This window comes from Micromonospora sp. NPDC049836 (genome assembly GCF_044465125.1).
GTDB lineage: Bacteria > Actinomycetota > Actinomycetes > Mycobacteriales > Micromonosporaceae > Micromonospora.
Genome location: NZ_JBITLH010000005.1, coordinates 312250 through 330479, shown reverse-complemented (window position 1 = coordinate 330479; position 18230 = coordinate 312250). Strand labels below are relative to the sequence as shown.

14 protein-coding genes are annotated in these 18230 nt (G+C 69.0%); all 14 read right to left on the bottom strand.

Features of this window, described 5'->3' with window-relative positions:
• Positions 1-39: 39 nt before the first annotated feature.
• Positions 40-321, bottom strand: a complete 282-nt coding sequence (rpsS, locus tag ACIBPB_RS16195) for a 30S ribosomal protein S19 (protein WP_007073032.1) — start codon at positions 319-321, stop codon at positions 40-42.
• A 12-nt stretch (positions 322-333) separates the two neighbouring features.
• The gene (gene rplB / locus ACIBPB_RS16190; protein ID WP_046567215.1) at positions 334-1173 is read right to left on the bottom strand and encodes a 50S ribosomal protein L2; all 840 of its coding nucleotides are present in this window, start codon (positions 1171-1173) and stop codon (positions 334-336) included.
• 12 nt (positions 1174-1185) lie between these two features.
• Complete coding sequence (rplW, locus tag ACIBPB_RS16185) at positions 1186-1488, bottom strand: 50S ribosomal protein L23 (RefSeq protein WP_357314312.1); 303 nt, start codon at positions 1486-1488, stop codon at positions 1186-1188.
• On the bottom strand, positions 1485-2135 hold the full coding sequence (gene rplD / locus ACIBPB_RS16180) for a 50S ribosomal protein L4 (RefSeq protein WP_357314314.1): 651 nt from the start codon (positions 2133-2135) through the stop codon (positions 1485-1487). The genes rplW and rplD overlap by 4 nt, the downstream gene beginning before the upstream one ends.
• Complete coding sequence (rplC, locus tag ACIBPB_RS16175) at positions 2132-2797, bottom strand: 50S ribosomal protein L3 (RefSeq protein WP_396840377.1); 666 nt, start codon at positions 2795-2797, stop codon at positions 2132-2134. Before rplC ends, rplD begins: the two co-directional genes overlap by 4 nt.
• A gap of 11 nt (positions 2798-2808) precedes the next feature.
• Complete coding sequence (rpsJ, locus tag ACIBPB_RS16170) at positions 2809-3117, bottom strand: 30S ribosomal protein S10 (protein WP_007073037.1); 309 nt, start codon at positions 3115-3117, stop codon at positions 2809-2811.
• A gap of 357 nt (positions 3118-3474) precedes the next feature.
• Positions 3475-4668 carry an elongation factor Tu gene (gene tuf / locus ACIBPB_RS16165; RefSeq protein ID WP_357314318.1) on the bottom strand — a complete coding sequence of 398 codons (1194 nt, stop codon included), beginning with the start codon at positions 4666-4668 and terminating at the stop codon, positions 3475-3477.
• A 212-nt stretch (positions 4669-4880) separates the two neighbouring features.
• Complete coding sequence (gene fusA / locus ACIBPB_RS16160) at positions 4881-6977, bottom strand: elongation factor G (protein ID WP_396840376.1); 2097 nt, start codon at positions 6975-6977, stop codon at positions 4881-4883.
• Between the two features lie 76 nt (positions 6978-7053).
• On the bottom strand, positions 7054-7524 hold the full coding sequence (gene rpsG, locus ACIBPB_RS16155) for a 30S ribosomal protein S7 (protein WP_357314322.1): 471 nt from the start codon (positions 7522-7524) through the stop codon (positions 7054-7056).
• Between the two features lies 1 nt (position 7525).
• Positions 7526-7900, bottom strand: a complete 375-nt coding sequence (rpsL, locus tag ACIBPB_RS16150) for a 30S ribosomal protein S12 (RefSeq protein WP_007465318.1) — start codon at positions 7898-7900, stop codon at positions 7526-7528.
• A 535-nt stretch (positions 7901-8435) separates the two neighbouring features.
• Positions 8436-8816, bottom strand: coding sequence for a hypothetical protein (locus ACIBPB_RS16145; protein ID WP_396840592.1), 381 nt, complete (start codon positions 8814-8816; stop codon positions 8436-8438).
• An 887-nt stretch (positions 8817-9703) separates the two neighbouring features.
• Positions 9704-10072: a hypothetical protein gene (locus ACIBPB_RS16140; RefSeq protein ID WP_396840375.1), complete on the bottom strand. Its 369-nt coding sequence runs from the start codon at positions 10070-10072 to the stop codon at positions 9704-9706.
• A gap of 156 nt (positions 10073-10228) precedes the next feature.
• Positions 10229-14116, bottom strand: coding sequence for a DNA-directed RNA polymerase subunit beta' (locus tag ACIBPB_RS16135; protein WP_396840374.1), 3888 nt, complete (start codon positions 14114-14116; stop codon positions 10229-10231).
• An 82-nt stretch (positions 14117-14198) separates the two neighbouring features.
• Positions 14199-17630 (bottom strand): DNA-directed RNA polymerase subunit beta, encoded by a 3432-nt coding sequence (locus ACIBPB_RS16130; protein ID WP_357314329.1) that lies wholly within the window; start codon positions 17628-17630, stop codon positions 14199-14201.
• Between the last annotated feature and the right edge of the window lie 600 nt (positions 17631-18230).

Genomic DNA, 18230 nt, shown 5'->3' with positions numbered 1-18230 from the left:
GCTGTAACCCCTTGTTCCTCTATCCGTATGCCCGCGGCGTCAGCGCCGGCGGCTCTTCCGGTCGTCCTTCTCGTGACCCTTGAACGTGCGGGTCAGCGCGAACTCGCCGAGCTTGTGCCCGACCATGGCCTCGGTCACGAACACCGGGACGTGCTTGCGTCCGTCGTGCACGGCGATCGTGTGCCCCAGCATCTCGGGGATGATCGTCGAGCGCCGCGACCAGGTCTTGATGACGTTCTTCGAGCCCTTGTCGTTCTGCGTCTCCACCTTCTTGAGCAGGTGGTCGTCGACGAACGGGCCCTTCTTCAGGCTGCGAGGCATGCTCTATCTCCCTCAGCCGCGCTTACGCGTGGCGTAGCGGCGGCGGACGATCAGCCGGTCGCTCGGCTGGCCCTTACGACGGGTGCGGCCCTCGGGCTTACCCTGCGGGTTCACCGGGTGGCGACCACCAGAGGTCTTACCCTCACCACCACCGTGCGGGTGGTCGACCGGGTTCATGGCGACACCACGGACGGTCGGGCGCTTGCCCTTCCACCGCATCCGGCCGGCCTTACCCCAGTTGATGTTCGACTGGTCGGCGTTGCCGATCTCGCCGATGCTGGCGCGGCAGCGCACGTCCACGCGCCGGATCTCACCGGACGGCATGCGCAGGGTCGCGTACGCGCCCTCCCGGCCGAGCAGCTGGATGCCGACGCCGGCCGAGCGGGCCAGCTTGGCGCCGCCGCCCGGACGCAGCTCCACGTTGTGGATGGTGGTACCCACCGGGATGTTGCGCAGCGGCAGGTTGTTGCCCGGCTTGATGTCGGCGCCCGGGCCCGACTCGACGGCGTCGCCCTGCTTCAGGTCCTTCGGCGCGATGATGTAGCGCTTCTCGCCGTCGGCGTAGTGCAGCAGCGCGATACGCGCGGTGCGGTTCGGGTCGTACTCGATGTGGGCGACCTTCGCCGGCACGCCGTCCTTGTCGACCCGCTTGAAGTCGATCAGACGGTACTGGCGCTTGTGGCCGCCACCGTGGTGCCGGGTGGTGATCCGGCCGTGGGCGTTGCGTCCGCCCTTCTTCGGCAGCGGAGCCAGCAGCGACTTCTCGGGCGTCGACCGGGTGATCTCAGCGAAGTCGGCGACGCTCGAGCCACGCCGGCCCGGCGTCGTCGGCTTGTACTTACGGATAGCCATTGTCTACACCCCTCAGCTGACCGGGCCGCCGAAGGCCTCGATACGGTCACCGTCAGCCAGCTTCACGATCGCCCGCTTGGTGGCCTTGCGCTGACCGAAGCCGGTCTTGGTGCGCTTGCGCTTGCCCTCGCGGTTGAGCGTGTTCACCGTCAGGACGCGGACGTTGAAGATCTGCTGGATAGCGATCTTGATCTGGGTCTTGTTCGCGTCCGGGTGCACCAGGAAGGTGTACCAGTTCCGGTTCAGCTCGCTGTAGCTCTTCTCCGAGACGACCGGCGCCACGATGATGTCGCGCGGATCGGCAATCGTGCTCACTTGCCACCCTCCTCGGTGGTCTCGGCGGGAACGCCCAGGAACTCGTCCAGGGCCTCCTTGGTGAAGACCACGTCGTCGGCCACCAGCACGTCGTACGTGTTGAGCTGGCCGGCCTCGATCAGGTGCACCCGCGGCTCGTTGCGCAGCGACACCCAGTTCAGCTCGTCGGTGCTGCTCAGCACGACCAGGACGCGCCGCGCCTCGGTCAGCTTCGCCAGCGTGGCCAGCGCGGCCTTGGTCGACGGCTTCTCGCCCGAGACGAACGCCTCGACGACGTGCACCTGGCCGGCGCGCGCCCGGTCGGAGAGGGCGCCACGCAGGGCGGCGGCCTTCATCTTCTTCGGGGTGCGCTGGCTGTAGTCGCGCGGCACCGGGCCGTGGACCACGCCACCGCCGGCGAACTGCGGCGCGCGGATCGAGCCCTGGCGGGCCCGACCGGTGCCCTTCTGCTTGTACGGCTTCTTGCCTCCACCGGAGACCTCGCCGCGGGTCTTGACCTTGTGCGTGCCCTGCCGGGCCGCCGCGAGCTGAGCCACCACGACCTGGTGCATCAGCGCGATGTTGGCCTGGACGTCGAAGATGTCGGCCGGCAGCTCGACGGAGCCGCTCTTGGCGCCTTCGACGTTGCGGACGTCAACGGTGGTCACTTGGCCGCACCGCCCTTCTTCACCTTGGCCTTGGCCGCGGTACGGACCAGGACCAGCGCGCCCTTGGGGCCGGGGATGGCACCGCGGACGAGCAGGAGGTTGTTCTCGGTGTCGACCGCCTGGACCGTCAGGTTCTGGACGGTGTAGCGCACGCCACCCATCCGACCCGCCATCCGGGTGCCCTTGAAGACGCGACCCGGGGTCGCGCAGGCGCCGATGGAGCCCGGCGAACGGTGCTTGCGCTCCACACCGTGGCTGGCGCGCAGACCGTGGAAGCCGTGCCGCTTCATCGGGCCGGCGTAGCCCTTGCCCTTGGTCTTGCCGGTGACGTCGATGGTGACGCCGGCCGGGAACTCCTCGACCGTGACCTCCTGGCCCAGCGAGTAGTCCGCGGCGTCCGTGGTCCGCAGCTCGACGATGTGCCGGCGCGGCGCGACGTCCGCCTTCGCGTAGTGCCCGCTGATCGGCTTCTTGACCTTGCGCGGGTCGATCGTGCCGTACGCCAGCTGGACCGCGGAGTAACCGTCCTTCTCGGCGCTACGAACCTGGCTGATGACGCAGGGGCCGGCCTGAACCACGGTCACCGGGACAACCTTGTTGTTGTCCCAGACCTGGGTCATGCCGAGCTTTGCGCCCAGGATCCCCTTGACTTGCCTGTCCATTTGTCCGGTCCCTACAGCTTGATCTCGATGTCGACGCCAGCCGGCAGGTCGAGGCGCATGAGCGAGTCGACCGTCTTCGGGGTCGGGTCGATGATGTCGATCAGACGCTTGTGCGTACGCATCTCGAAGTGCTCGCGCGAGTCCTTGTACTTGTGCGGCGAGCGGATGACGCAGAAACGGTTGATCTCCGTGGGCAGCGGCACCGGGCCAGCGACCTGCGCCCCGGTACGCGTCACCGTCTCGACGATCTTCCGAGCCGAGGAGTCGACGACCTCGTGGTCATAGGCCTTGAGCCGGATGCGGATCTTCTGTCCCGCCATGGTGGCTTCTGTTCCTTCTCTCGATGCCGCTGTGTTGCGGGCACCTGTACCGGCTGGTACAGGCCCACTTCCGCCGACCCCCGCGGTCGGGCGTGTCGCGCCCGTGGGCCAGGCTCCGCCCCGGGACTCCGGAGCGATTCTCTGACCACGCGGTGGGTCATGGCGCCGGCCGCGATCACCGCGACCTGAACGCCGTGCGAGGGTGGTTGACCGCCCTTGGGCGATCAACCACCCGACGCGCGACTGTTTGTCGGCCCGGAGGTCCAGCTTGCACCGGACGCAGGCGACTAACCGTCGTTACGCAACCTGACTAGTATGCCGCACGACCGGCGGCGACGCTAATCGGGGTTACCCAGCTCACTTGATGATCTTGGTGACGCGACCCGCGCCGACCGTACGGCCACCCTCCCGGATCGCGAACTTGAGGTTCTCCTCCATCGCGATGGGCTGGATCAGCTTCACGGTCATCGTGGTGTTGTCGCCCGGCATGACCATCTCGGTGCCCTCGGGCAGCGTGACGACGCCGGTGACGTCCGTGGTCCGGAAGTAGAACTGCGGACGGTAGTTCTGGAAGAACGGGGTGTGCCGGCCGCCCTCCTCCTTGGAGAGGATGTAGACCGTCGCCTCGAACTCCGTGTGCGGGGTCGTGGTGCCCGGCTTGATGACGACCATGCCGCGCTCGACGTCCTCGCGCTTGATGCCGCGCAGCAGCAGACCGACGTTCTCACCCGCGCGGGCCTCGTCGAGCAGCTTGCGGAACATCTCGATGCCGGTGCAGACCGTCTTCTGCGACTTCTCGCGGATACCGACGATCTCCACCTCCTCGTTCGGCTTGAGGATGCCGCGCTCGGCGCGACCGGTGACCACGGTGCCGCGGCCGGTGATCGTGAAGACGTCCTCGATCGGCATGAGGAACGGCTTGTCGGTCTCGCGCTCCGGCTGCGGAATCGCGGTGTCGACAGCGTTCATCAGGTCCAGGAGCTTCGTGGTCCACTCCGGGTCGCCCTCGAGGGCCTTCAGCGCCGAGACCCGGACGACCGGCAGGTCGTCACCCGGGTACTCCTGCGAGGAGAGCAGCTCGCGGACCTCGAGCTCGACGAGCTCCAGGAGCTCCTCGTCGTCGACCATGTCGCTCTTGTTGAGCGCCACGACGATGTACGGCACACCAACCTGACGGGCCAGCAGCACGTGCTCGCGGGTCTGCGGCATCGGGCCGTCGGTCGCCGCCACCACCAGGATCGCGCCGTCCATCTGCGCGGCACCGGTGATCATGTTCTTGATGTAGTCGGCGTGACCGGGGCAGTCGACGTGCGCGTAGTGCCGCGCCTCGGTCTGGTACTCGACGTGCGCGATCGAGATCGTGATGCCGCGGGCCTTCTCCTCCGGCGCCTTGTCGATCTCGTCGAACGGCGTGTAGGGGTTCAGGTCCGGGTACTGGTCGTGCAGGACCTTGGTGATGGCCGCCGTCAGCGTCGTCTTACCGTGGTCGATGTGACCAATGGTGCCGATGTTGACGTGCGGCTTAGTCCGCTCGAACTTAGCCTTCGCCACTGGTGTCCTCCTGTGGACTTCTTGGTTCGTACGCCCGGCGCGCCGGTCGGCGCTTAGGACTCTGTCGACAGCCTTTCCGGCCTGACGGCCGGAGAGCCTTGGTGGGTTCTGCGGCGATGAAGCCTACAGGCCCGGTCTCACGCGATCCGATCGTGGTGGCCGCGGGCGGGCGAACCCTCCCGCGACCAACCACGAATCACCTGCTCAGGGCGCTACTCGCCCGTTGCCTTGGCGATGATCTCCTTCGCGACGCTCTGCGGAACCTCGGCGTAGGAGTCGAACTGCATGCTGTAGCTAGCCCGGCCCTGGGTCTTCGACCGCAGGTCGCCGACGTAGCCGAACATCTCCGACAACGGCACCAGGGCCCGGACGATGCGGGCGCCGCTGCGCTCCTCCATCGCCTGGATGATGCCGCGGCGGGAGTTGAGGTCGCCGATGACGTCACCCATGTTCTCCTCAGGAGTGGTGACCTCAACGGCCATCATCGGCTCGAGCAGCGCGGGGTCGGCCTTGCGGGCCGCCTCCTTCATCGCCATCGAGCCGGCGATCTTGAACGCCATCTCGGACGAGTCGACCTCGTGGTACTGACCGTCCACCAGCGTCAGCTTGACACCCACCAGCGGGAAGCCGGCGAGAATGCCGTACTGCATGGCGTCCTGGGCGCCCGCGTCCACCGACGGGATGAACTCCCGGGGGATACGGCCACCGGTGACGGCGTTCGCGAACTCGTAGGTCGGCGAGTCGTTGTCCAGCGGCAGCGGCTCCAGGCTGATGATGACCCGGGCGTACTGGCCGGAACCACCGGTCTGCTTCTTGTGGGTGTACTCGACCTTGTCCACCTTGCGGCGGATGGTCTCGCGGTACGCCACCTGCGGCTTACCGATGTTCGCCTCGACGTTGAACTCGCGGCGCATCCGGTCGACCAGGATGTCCAGGTGCAGCTCGCCCATGCCGGAGATGACCGTCTGGCCGGTCTCCTCGTCCAGCTTGACGCGGAAGGTCGGGTCCTCCTCGGCCAGCCGCTGGATGGCGGTGCTGAGCTTCTCCTGGTCGGCCTTGGTCTTCGGCTCGATGGCCACCTCGATGACCGGCTCCGGGAAGGTCATCGACTCGAGGATGACCGGGTTCGCCGGGTCGCACAGGGTGTCACCGGTGGTGGTCTGCTTCAGACCCTGGACCGCGATGATGTCGCCAGCCTTGGCGGAGCTGCGCTCCTCCCGCTTGTTGGCGTGCATCTGGTAGATCTTGCCGATCCGCTCCTTGCGGTCCTTGGTGGAGTTGACCACCTGGGACCCGGACTCGACCACGCCGGAGTAGACCCGGACGTAGGTGAGCTTGCCGAGGTGCTTGTCGGTCTGGATCTTGAAGGCCAGGCCGGAGAAGGGCTCCGAGATGGACGGCTTCCGCTGCAGCGGGGTCTCGCCGTCGGTCGCGGTGCCCTCGATGGCCGGGATGTCCAGCGGCGACGGCAGGTAGGCGACCACCGCGTCGAGCATGGGCTGGATGCCCTTGTTCTTGAACGCGGTACCGCAGAGCACCGGGTTGGCCTTGCCACCGATGGTGGCGCGGCGGATCGCGGCCTGGATGTCCTCGACCGAGATGTCCTCGCCCTCGAGGTACTTCTCCATCACCGAGTCGTCGACGTCGGCCAGCGTCTCGAGCAGCTTCTCGCGCCACTCGTTGGCGGTGTCGACCAGGTCGGCCGGCACCTCCTCGATCGCGTAGTCCTCACCCTTCTGGGTCTCCCCGCGCCAGGTGAGGGCGCGCATGCTGATCAGGTCGACGACGCCGATGAAGTCGGACTCGGCGCCGATCGGCACCTGGAGCACCAGCGGGGTGGCGTTGAGCCGGTCGATCATCATCTGCACGCAGCGGAAGAAGTCGGCACCGGTCCGGTCGAGCTTGTTGACGAAGCACATCCGGGGGACGTGGTACTTGTCCGCCTGGCGCCAGACGTTCTCCGTCTGCGGCTCCACGCCGGCGACACCGTCGTAGACCGCGACCGCACCGTCCAGAACGCGCAGCGACCGCTCCACCTCAACCGTGAAGTCGACGTGGCCGGGCGTGTCGATGATCTGGATCGTGTGGCCCTTCCACTCGCACTTCGTGGCGGCGGAAGTGATGGTGATACCGCGCTCCTGCTCCTGCTCCATCCAGTCCATGACGGCAGCGCCCTCGTGGACCTCACCGATCTTGTACGTGATGCCGGTGTAGAACAGGATCCGCTCGGTGGTAGTGGTCTTACCGGCATCGATGTGCGCCATGATGCCGATGTTGCGTACGTTGGCGAGCGCGTCTGCGGCGGCCACTTCAATCCCTACTTATCGTCGTCTAGACACAACTGGTGGCGGTTCCGGCGCCTGGTGGGCGCCGGAACCTCAGGTGTTACCAGCGGTAGTGCGCGAAGGCCTTGTTGGACTCGGCCATCTTGTGGGTGTCCTCGCGCCGCTTCACGGCGGCACCGAGGCCGTTGCTCGCGTCCAGCAGCTCGTTCATCAGCCGCTCGACCATGGTCTTCTCGCGACGGGCCTTGGAGTAGGTCACCAGCCAGCGCAGGCCGAGGGTGGTCGCGCGGGCCGGACGGACCTCGACCGGCACCTGGTAGGTGGCGCCACCGACCCGGCGGCTGCGCACCTCGAGCGTCGGCTTCACGTTGTCCATCGCGCGCTTCAGCGTGACGACGGGATCGGTGCCGGACTTCTCGCGGCAGCCCTCCAGGGCCGCGTACACGATGCGCTCGGCGAGCTGGCGCTTGCCGCGCATGAGGATCTTGTTCACCAGCTGGGTGACCAGCGGCGAGTTGTACACCGGGTCAGCGACCAGCGGCCGCCGCGGAGCGGGTCCCTTACGCGGCATGTCAGCTCTTCTCCTTCTTCGCGCCGTAACGGCTGCGCGCCTGCTTGCGGTTGCGGACACCCTGGGTGTCCAGCGAGCCGCGAACGATCTTGTACCGCACGCCGGGGAGGTCCTTCACACGACCACCGCGAACGAGCACGATCGAGTGCTCCTGCAGGTTGTGGCCGACGCCCGGGATGTAGGCGGTCACCTCGATCTGGCTGCTGAGCTTGACACGAGCGACCTTGCGCAGCGCCGAGTTCGGCTTCTTCGGGGTGGTGGTGTACACGCGGGTGCACACGCCGCGACGCTGGGGGGACCCCTTGAGCGCCGGGGTCTTGGTCTTGGTCGTCTTGGCCTGGCGGCCCTTTCGGACCAGCTGCTGAATGGTGGGCACCGGGTTTCTCCGCTCCCTTCGGCCGCTGCGAAGCGACCGCGCCGTCTGCTCTAGCCGGCCTGATGGACGGCTCTCGTACATTCCAACCAGGGCCACCTCACGGGGGTCCCAGCACCCGCGGTCGGGCGTGTCGCCCGGATCACGGTTTCCGGTGCGTCGTTCGCACGCCGTACCGGGTGTTGCTGCCACCGGCACAGGACTGCTCCGACGCCGGATCTTGGGGCTGTGTCGTGCGGCGGCGCGATCACCGGCTGACCGGCTCCAACGCACGCACGCATTGCCCGGGCTTGCCCGGGCACAAGGGGAAAGAGTACCTACCACAGCCGCGCAGGTCAAAACGGAGCGGCCCGGGAGAGCTGCGTCGCAGCCCCGGCCGATCGTCTCGTGCCTGCCCGCCCACGATGGGCACCTACAGTCACCAGTGTACCGGCTTCGGCCGTGGCCGACCCGGCAGCCCCGCTTCCGCCCGCGCAGCGACCCGCCGGCCACCGGCGTCACACCTGTTCACCCCCGCCACCGGACGGCCGGCAACCGATCAGGTGATCTGCACCACCAACGCCACCGCCAGCCCCAGCAGGCTCAGCAGCAGGCCCACCGCCCCGCACACCAGCCCCGCCACGGCCAGGCCACGGCCGGTGAAGCGGACCGCCGGCGGCGGCGCCGGGCGCCGGATCTGCCGGCGGGCCAGCAGCCCCGCGACCACCGCGCCGGTCCCGGCGAGCCCGCCGAGCAGGGTGAACGCCCCCGCCGCCCAGGCGCCGCCGTAGTTCGGCCCGGCGATCCCGAAGCAGAACACCAGCAGCGAGACCAGGATCGAGGCGATCCCGGCGGTCAGCGCCCCGACGGCCAGCCCGGAGGTCACCGGGGGCACGTCGAGGTGGACCACGCCGAACGGGGTGCCCGGCACCGGATCCACCCGCTTCGGCGGGCGGGAAGCCTCCCGCGGGGGCGGCGGCACCGCGGCCGGCCGGGGTCCCATGGGTGGCGGACCACCCCAGCCGCCGCCGACCGGCGCGCTCCCCCGGTCCGCCCACCCACCGCCGGACGCCGGCGGACTTCCCGGGTACGCCCACCCGCCGCCGGACGCCGGCGGACTTCCCGGGTACGCCCCGGACGGCGGCTGCCCGCCGGGATGCGGCCCGGACGGCGAGAGCCCGCCGGGGTGCGCGCCGGGCGCCACCGGATACGGGTGCCCCCCGGGGCCTGCCGGACTTCCCGGGTACGCCCCGGGCGCCGGCCAGCCGGGCGACGGCGAGCCGGGGTGCGGCCCGGGTCCGGCGGCCGGGCCGGGGCCGACGTGATGCGGTGGGACCCCGGGCGGCGACGGCACGGCGCTCGACGACGGGGCCTGCGGGTTCGGCGGGTTCGGCGGGTTCGGCCCGGCATTCGACGACGGGGCCGGCGGGTACGGCCCCGCGTTCGACGACGGGACCGGCGGGTACGGCCCGGCGGGCGGCCAGGGCCCGGCCGACCCGGGCTGCGGGGTGACCGGCGACGGGTGGTACCCCGTCGGGGTGGCCGTGGGGGTGTCCGGCCCCTGCTCGGACCCGGCCCCCGGCGCCGCCCACGGGCTGGCGGCCGGAGACGTACCGGCGGCCGCCGAAACGGCCGGGTCGGCGCCCGGCGGCGGCACGGCGTCCGATCCGGCGCCGGACCGGGTCGGGTCGCCTCCCGGCGGTGGGGCCGGTTCGGTCACGGGGTCCTCCTGTCGATGTGACTCACCCGCCACGGGGGCGGACACGGGCCAGGCTACCGCCGCGCGTGCCGCGGGCGGGGCCGGGCGCGGGACGCTCCCCCGCGCGATCAGTCGACGTTCGGGGCGTAGTCATGACCGAAGGGGGTGCCGGCGAGCCGGAGCACCCCGATCACCAGCGCCGCCACCACCGCGGTGGCGGCCAGCACCAGGCCGGTCCGCGCCAGCCGCTCCCCCCGCCGCAGCCGGTCCCCGCCGGTGAGATAACCGCCCGAGGCGTACGCCTCCCGGCGGGCCTGCCGGGCCAGGATGAGCGCGATGGTCGACGGCACCACGCCACCGATGAAGAACCCGGTCAGCGCCCCGATCAGGCCGAGGGCGAAGACCGCGCGGGCCTTCGTCGACCGGACCGGCTCAGGATCGAGCGGATGGCGCGGCCCCTGCTGGGCGACGGGCACCTGCCCGGGCGCGGTCGTCATGCCCACCATCATGCCCCGGCGCGGCCGCGCCCGGTCCCGCCGACGCACGGACCGGCGCCGGCACCGCGGCGCCCGAGAGACTTCTCGTCATATGGCGCACCCGGATATGCGACGAGGCCCCCGGCTGATGCCGGGGGCCTCGTCGTTTCCTACTGCTTAGCGGTACGACCCGAAGTCGAAGTCGTCCAGCGGCACCGCCTGGCCGCTGGCCGGCCCGAAGCCGTAGTCGGTCTCCGGGTAGCCGGTCATCGAGTAGACCTTGGCCTTCGCCTCCTCGGTCGGCTCGACCCGGACGTTGCGGTACTTGCTGATGCCCGTACCGGCCGGGATGAGCTTACCGATGATCACGTTCTCCTTGAGGCCGATCAGCGAGTCGCTGCGGGCGTGGATCGCCGCGTCCGTCAGCACCCGGGTGGTCTCCTGGAAGGAGGCCGCCGACAGCCAGGAGTCCGTGGCCAGCGAGGCCTTGGTGATACCCATCAGCACCGGGCGACCCGCGGCGGGCTCGCCGCCCTCGGAGACGAGCCTGCGGTTCTCCGACTCGAACAGCGCCCGGTCGACCAGCACACCCGGCAGGAACTCGGTCGAGCCGGAGTCGATGACCGTCACCCGCTTGAGCATCTGGCGGATGATGATCTCGATGTGCTTGTCGTGGATGAGCACACCCTGCGAGCGGTAGACCTCCTGGACCTCCTGGGTCAGGTGGACCTGGACCGCGCGCGGGCCGAGGATGCGCAGCAGCTCGTGCGGGTCGATGGTGCCCTCGGTGAGCTTCTCGCCGACCTCGACGTGGTCGCCGTCGTGGGCCCGCAGCTTCACGCGCTTCGAGATCTTGTCGTACACGATCTCGTCGCTGCCGTCGTCCGGGATCACCACGATCTTCCGGGACCGCTCGCCGTCCTCGATCCGGATCCGGCCCGGGGTGTCGGCGATGGGCGCCTTACCCTTCGGGACCCGGGCCTCGAAGATCTCCTGGACCCGGGGCAGACCCTGGGTGATGTCCTCACCCGCGACACCACCGGTGTGGAAGGTACGCATCGTCAGCTGCGTACCCGGCTCGCCGATGGACTGGGCGGCGATGATGCCGACGGCCTCACCGATGTCGACCGACTTGCCGGTCGGCAGCGAACGGCCGTAGCAGGCCGCGCAGACGCCCAGCTTCGACTCGCAGGTGAGCACGCTGCGCACCCGGACGGTCTCCACCCCGGCCGCGACGATCTTGTCGACGCCGATCGAGTTGATGTCCTGACCCCGCTCGGCGACCACGGTGCCGTCCGGCCCCTTGATGTCGTCGGCCAGGGTCCGGGCGTGCACGCTGGTCTCGGCGTGCGTGTGCACGACCAGCTTGCCGTCGATCCGCTCGCCGATCTGCATCGGGATGGCGCGGTCGGTGCCGCAGTCCTCCTCGCGGATGATGACGTCCTGCGACACGTCCACCAGACGCCGGGTCAGGTAACCCGAGTCGGCGGTCCGCAGCGCGGTGTCGGCGAGACCCTTGCGGGCACCGTGCGTGGAGATGAAGTACTCCAGCACGGAGAGACCCTCGCGGTACGAGGCCTTGATCGGACGCGGAATGATCTCGCCCTTGGGGTTGGCCACCAGACCACGGATCGCCGCGATCTGCCGGAGCTGGAGCAGGTTACCGCGGGCACCCGAGTTGATCATCTTCCACAGCGGGTTCTCCTGCGGCAGCGCGGTGTCCATCTCCTTGGCGACCTCGTTGGTCGCCTTGGTCCAGATCTCGATGAGCTCGCCGCGACGCTCCTCGGCGGTCATCAGACCACGCTGGTACTGCTTGTCGATCCGGTCGGCTTCCGTCTCGTACCGGGCCAGGATCTCCGCCTTGCGCGGCGGCGCGATGACGTCCTCCATGCCGATGGTGACGCCGGACCAGGTGGCCCAGTGGAAACCGGCCTCCTTGAGCCCGTCCAGGGTGGCCGCCAGGGCCACCTTCGGGAAGCGCTCGGCGAGGTCGTTGACGATCGCGGAGAGCTGACCCTTGCGGATCTCGTAGTTCACGAAGCGGTAGCCCGGGGGCAGCGTCTCGTTGAACAGGACCCGGCCCAGGGTGGTCTCCACGGTGACCGTGTCGCCCTCGGTCCAGCCCTCCGGCGCGACCCACGGCTCGGCGCCGGCGCCGTTGTCGACCCCGACGACGTCCCGCAGCCGGATCTTGACCGGGGTCTGCAGGTGCAGCTCGCCGTTGTCGTACGCCATCCGCGCCTCGGCGTCCGAGCTGAACGCCCGGCCCTCGCCCTTGCCCCCCGGAGTGAGGTGGGTGAGGTGGTACAGGCCGATGACCATGTCCTGGGTGGGCATGGTGACCGGCTTGCCGTCGGCCGGCTTGAGGATGTTGTTCGACGACAGCATCAGGATCCGCGCCTCGGCCTGGGCCTCGGCGGACAGCGGCACGTGGACCGCCATCTGGTCACCGTCGAAGTCGGCGTTGAACGCGGTGCAGACCAGCGGGTGGATCTGGATGGCCTTGCCCTCGACCAGCTGCGGCTCGAATGCCTGGATACCCAGCCGGTGCAGGGTCGGCGCCCGGTTCAGCAGGACCGGGTGCTCGCCGATGACCTCTTCCAGCACGTCCCACACGACCGGCCGCTGCCGCTCGACCATCCGCTTGGCGGACTTGATGTTCTGCGCGTGGTTGAGGTCGACCAGCCGCTTCATCACGAACGGCTTGAACAGCTCCAGCGCCATCTGCTTGGGCAGGCCGCACTGGTGCAGCTTGAGCTTCGGGCCGACCACGATGACCGAACGGCCGGAGTAGTCGACGCGCTTGCCCAGCAGGTTCTGGCGGAACCGGCCCTGCTTGCCCTTGAGCATGTCGGAGAGCGACTTCAGCGGCCGGTTGCCCGGACCGGTGACCGGACGACCGCGACGACCGTTGTCGAACAGCGCGTCGACGGCCTCCTGGAGCATCCGCTTCTCGTTGTTGACGATGATCTCGGGCGCGCCGAGGTCGATCAGCCGCTTGAGCCGGTTGTTCCGGTTGATCACGCGGCGGTACAGGTCGTTCAGGTCGGAGGTCGCGAAGCGGCCACCGTCGAGCTGCACCATCGGGCGCAGGTCCGGCGGGATGACCGGGACGCAGTCCAGCACCATGCCGAGCGGCGAGTTGCGGGTGTTCTGGAACGCCGCCACGACCTTCAGTCGCTTGAGCGCCCGGATCTTCCGCTGGCCCTTGCCGGAACGGATGGTCTCGCGCAGGCTCTCGGCCTCGGCGTCGAGGTCCATGTTCTGGACCAGCGCCTTGATCGCCTCGGCGCCCATGCTGCCGGTGAAGTACTCGCCGAAGCGGTCGCGCAGCTCTCGGTAGAGCAGCTCGTCGGTGACCAACTGCTTCGGCTCGAGCTTGCGGAAGGTGTCGAGGACCTCGTCGAGCCGGTCGATCTCGCGCTGGGCCCGGTCGCGGATCTGGCGCATCTCGCGCTCTCCGCCCTCCTTGACCTTGCGCCGGACGTCCGCCTTCGCGCCCTCGGCCTCCAGCTCGGCCAGGTCGGCCTCGAGCTTGGCGGCCCGCTTCTCGATCTCCGAGTCGCGGCTGTTCTCGGCCTGCCGCTTCTCGGCCAGGATCTCGTTCTCGATGGTCGAGAGGTCGCGGTGACGCGCCTCGGCGTCCACGCTCGTCACGACGTACGACGCGAAGTAAATGATCTTCTCGAGGTCCTTGGGGGCGAGGTCCAGCAGGTAGCCCAGCCGGCTCGGCACGCCCTTGAAGTACCAGATGTGGGTCACCGGAGCGGCCAGCTCGATGTGACCCATCCGCTCCCGGCGAACCTTGGAGCGGGTCACCTCGACGCCGCAGCGCTCGCAGATGATGCCCTTGAAGCGGACCCGCTTGTACTTACCGCAGTAGCACTCCCAGTCCCGCTGCGGACCGAAGATCTTCTCGCAGAAGAGCCCGTCCTTCTCCGGCTTGAGGGTGCGGTAGTTGATGGTCTCGGGCTTCTTGACCTCGCCGTGGGACCACTGACGGATGTCGTCAGCGGTGGCAAGGCCGATGCGCAGCTCGTCGAAGAAGTTGACGTCGAGCACTATGTCCCCTATGTCGTCGTCTGTACTGCCTAGCTAACGGGCGGGGTCGGGGGCCGGCGAACCGGCCCCCGAACCACCAACCTCAGACCTCTTCGACCGAGCTCGGCTCGCGCCGGGACAGGTCGATGCCCAGCTCCTCCGCCGCCCGGAACACCTCGTCGTCGGTCTCGCGCATCTCCAGGGCCACGCCGTCGCTGGAGAGCACCTCAACGTTGAGGCACAGCGACTGCAGCTCCTTGAGCAGCACCTTGAACGACTCCGGGATGCCCGGCTCGGGGATGTTCTCGCCCTTGACGATCGCCTCGTAGACCTTCACCCGGCCGAGGACGTCGTCGGACTTGATGGTCAGCAGCTCCTGCAGGGCGTAGGCGGCGCCGTACGCCTGCATGGCCCAGCACTCCATCTCGCCGAAGCGCTGGCCACCGAACTGCGCCTTACCACCCAGCGGCTGCTGCGTGATCATCGAGTACGGGCCGGTCGACCGGGCGTGGATCTTGTCGTCGACCAGGTGGTTGAGCTTCAGGATGTAGACGTAGCCGACCGCGATCGGATCCGGCAGCGGCTCGCCGGAGCGACCGTCGAACAGCTGCGCCTTGCCGGTACGCCCGATCAGCTGCTTGCCGTCCCGGTTGGGCAGGGTCGACTCGAGCAGACCGGAGATCTCCTCCTCGCGGGCACCGTCGAAGACCGGGGTGGCCACGTTGGTGTCCGGCTCGGACTCGTGCGCGTTGATCGAGCGGAGCTGGCGCTTCCACTCGGCGTCGTCGCCGTCCACGCTCCAGCCGGTCTTGGCCACCCACCCGAGGTGGGTCTCCAGGACCTGACCGATGTTCATCCGGGACGGCACACCGAGCGGGTTCAGCACGATGTCGACCGGGGTGCCGTCCTCCAGGAACGGCATGTCCTCGATCGGCAGGATCTTGGAGATGACGCCCTTGTTGCCGTGCCGGCCCGCGAGCTTGTCACCGTCCTGGATCTTGCGCTTCTGGGCCACGTAGACCCGGACCAGCTCGTTCACGCCCGGAGGCAGCTCGTCGCCGTCCTCGCGGGAGAAGGTACGCACACCGATGACCGTGCCGGTCTCGCCGTGCGGCACCTTCAGCGAGGTGTCCCGGACCTCGCGCGCCTTCTCGCCGAAGATCGCGCGGAGCAGCCGCTCCTCCGGGGTCAGCTCGGTCTCGCCCTTGGGCGTGACCTTGCCGACCAGGATGTCGCCGGGGACGACCTCGGCGCCGATCCGGATGATGCCGCGCTCGTCGAGGTCGGCGAGCATCTCCTCGCTGACGTTCGGGATGTCCCGGGTGATCTCCTCCGGGCCGAGCTTGGTGTCCCGCGCGTCGACCTCGTGCTCCTCGATGTGGATCGAGGTGAGCACGTCCTGCTGCACGAGGCGCTGCGACAGGATGATCGCGTCCTCGTAGTTGTGGCCCTCCCAGCACATGAACGCCACGAGCAGGTTGCGCCCGAGCGCCATCTCGCCCTCGTCGGTGCACGGACCGTCGGCGATGACCTGGCCGGCCTCGACGCGGTCGCCCTCGAAGACGACCGGCTTCTGGTTGACGCAGGAGCCGGCGTTGGAGCGGCGGAACTTGTGCAGCAGGTACGTCCGGCGGTGGCCGTCGTCCTGGTGCACGGTGATGTAGTCCGCGCACAGGTCCTCGACCACACCGCCGACCTCGGCGACGACCACGTCGCCGGCGTCCACGGCCGCGCGGTACTCCATGCCCGTGCCGACCAGCGGCGACTCGGCCTTGACCAGCGGCACCGCCTGGCGCTGCATGTTCGCGCCCATCAGCGCGCGGTTGGCGTCGTCGTGCTCGAGGAACGGGATCATCGCGGTCGCGACCGAGGTCATCTGGCGCGGCGAGACGTCCATGTAGTCCACGGCGCCGGGCGCGACGTCCTCGGTCTCGCCGCCCTTACGGCGGACGAGCACGCGGTCCTCGGCGAACGTGCCGTCGGACTTCAGCGGGGCGTTGGCCTGCGCCTTGACGAACCGGTCCTCCTCGTCCGCGGTCAGGTAGTCGATCTGGTCGGTGACCCGACCGTCGATGACCTTCCGGTACGGCGTCTCGATGAAGCCGAACGGGTTGACCCGGGCGAAGGTGGAGAGCGCGCCGATCAGACCGATGTTCGGGCCTTCCGGCGTCTCGATCGGGCACATCCGCCCGTAGTGGGACGGGTGCACGTCCCGGACCTCGAAGCCGGCCCGCTCCCGGGACAGACCACCCGGGCCGAGCGCGCTCAGCCGGCGCCGGTGGGTCAGGCCCGCCAGCGGGTTGGTCTGGTCCATGAACTGGGACAGCTGCGACGTGCCGAAGAACTCCTTGATCGCCGCCACCACCGGGCGGATGTTGATCAGGGTCTGCGGCGTGATCGCCTCGACGTCCTGGGTGGTCATCCGCTCGCGGACGACCCGCTCCATCCGGGACAGGCCGACCCGGACCTGGTTCTGGATCAGCTCGCCCACGGTCCGCAGGCGCCGGTTGCCGAAGTGGTCGATGTCGTCGGCCTCGTAGCCCTCCTCACCGGCGTGCAGCCGGCAGAGGTATTCCACGGTGGCGACGATGTCGTCCTCGGTCAGCGTGCCGGTGGTGATCGGCACGTCCAGCTCGAGCTTCTTGTTGAACTTGTAGCGCCCGACCTTGGCGACGTCGTACCGCTTCGGGTTGAAGAAGAGGTTGTCGAGCAGGGTCTGGGCGTTCTCGCGGGTCGGCGGCTCGCCCGGACGGAGCTTGCGGTAGATGTCCAGCAGCGCCTCGTCCTGCCCGGCGATGTGGTCCTTCTCCAGGGTGGTCATCATGAGCTCGGACCAGCCGAACTTCTCGCGGATCCGCTCCGCGGACCACCCGATGGCCTTGAGCAGGACGGTGACGGCCTGCCGACGCTTGCGGTCGATGCGGACGCCGACCGTGTCGCGCTTGTCGATGTCGAACTCCAGCCAGGCACCCCGACTCGGGATGACCTTGACGCTGGAGAGGTCGCGGTCGGAGGTCTTGTCCGGCTGCTTGTCGAAGTAGACGCCCGGCGAGCGGACGAGCTGGCTGACCACGACGCGCTCGGTGCCGTTGATGATGAAGGTGCCCTTCGGCGTCATCATCGGGAAGTCACCCATGAACACCGTCTGGCTCTTGATCTCGCCAGTGGTGTTGTTGGTGAACTCCGCGGTCACGAACAGCGGGGCGCAGTAGGTCAGGTCCTTCTCCTTGCACTCCTCGATCGAGGCCTTGACCTCGTCGAAGCGCGGCGCCGAGAAGGAAAGCGACATGGTGCCGGAAAAGTCCTCAATGGGACTGATCTCGTCGAGGATTTCCGCGAGACCCGAGCGTGCGTGCGGGTCGTCCGCCGACCGGCCCTGCCAAGCCTCGTTGCCGACGAGCCAGTCGAAGGACTCGTTCTGAATGGCGAGGAGGTTGGGGACCTCGAGGTGTTCGGTGATCCGACCGAAAGAAACTCGGCGGGGCGCGAATGCGCTCGACGTACGACTGGTCTTCGCAGGGCGGGAAGCTGCCAAGATGCGTCCTTCCGAGGACCGGTGCTGCAGAACGGCTGGTACGCGTGCACTCCAATGACCCCACCAGAAATAGCCGGAATCGGACATTCCTGAGCAGGGGTCAAGACGGAAGGCAGCGCAAACTAGCAGTGTAGCCGAGAGGCTAACCGCTGTCCAGCCCACCCCGCAGGTCGTCGCGGAACTTGCCTCGGGACCTGCGGAAAACAGGTCAACCGGGCCGCTCGGAACGCGACGGTCCTGCCGGGCCGCTCAGGTGTCACGGCGGTGGTGCTGCCGCTCCTCTTACCCAAGTGGTGGCCGTTGCAAGCGCGGAAGGTCTTGCTGGTGTCAGCGTGCCTGTCGGGCCGGTGCCGCGTCAAGGGCCGGTTACCGCTCGGGGTGTCTTTCCCACCGTCGGGCTACCGGCGCCCCACCCGGCCGGGCCTCGGCGACCGGCGCATCCGCCCTGCTCACGCCGCTGCCACCGGTACCACCAACACGGCGGGGGGGGGGGCCCCGGCCCCCCCCCCCCCCCCCCCCCCCGGGGGGGGGCGGGGGGGGCCGGGGGGGGCGGGGGGGGGGGGGGGGGGGGGGGGGGACCGCGGGGGGGGGTGGGGCCCC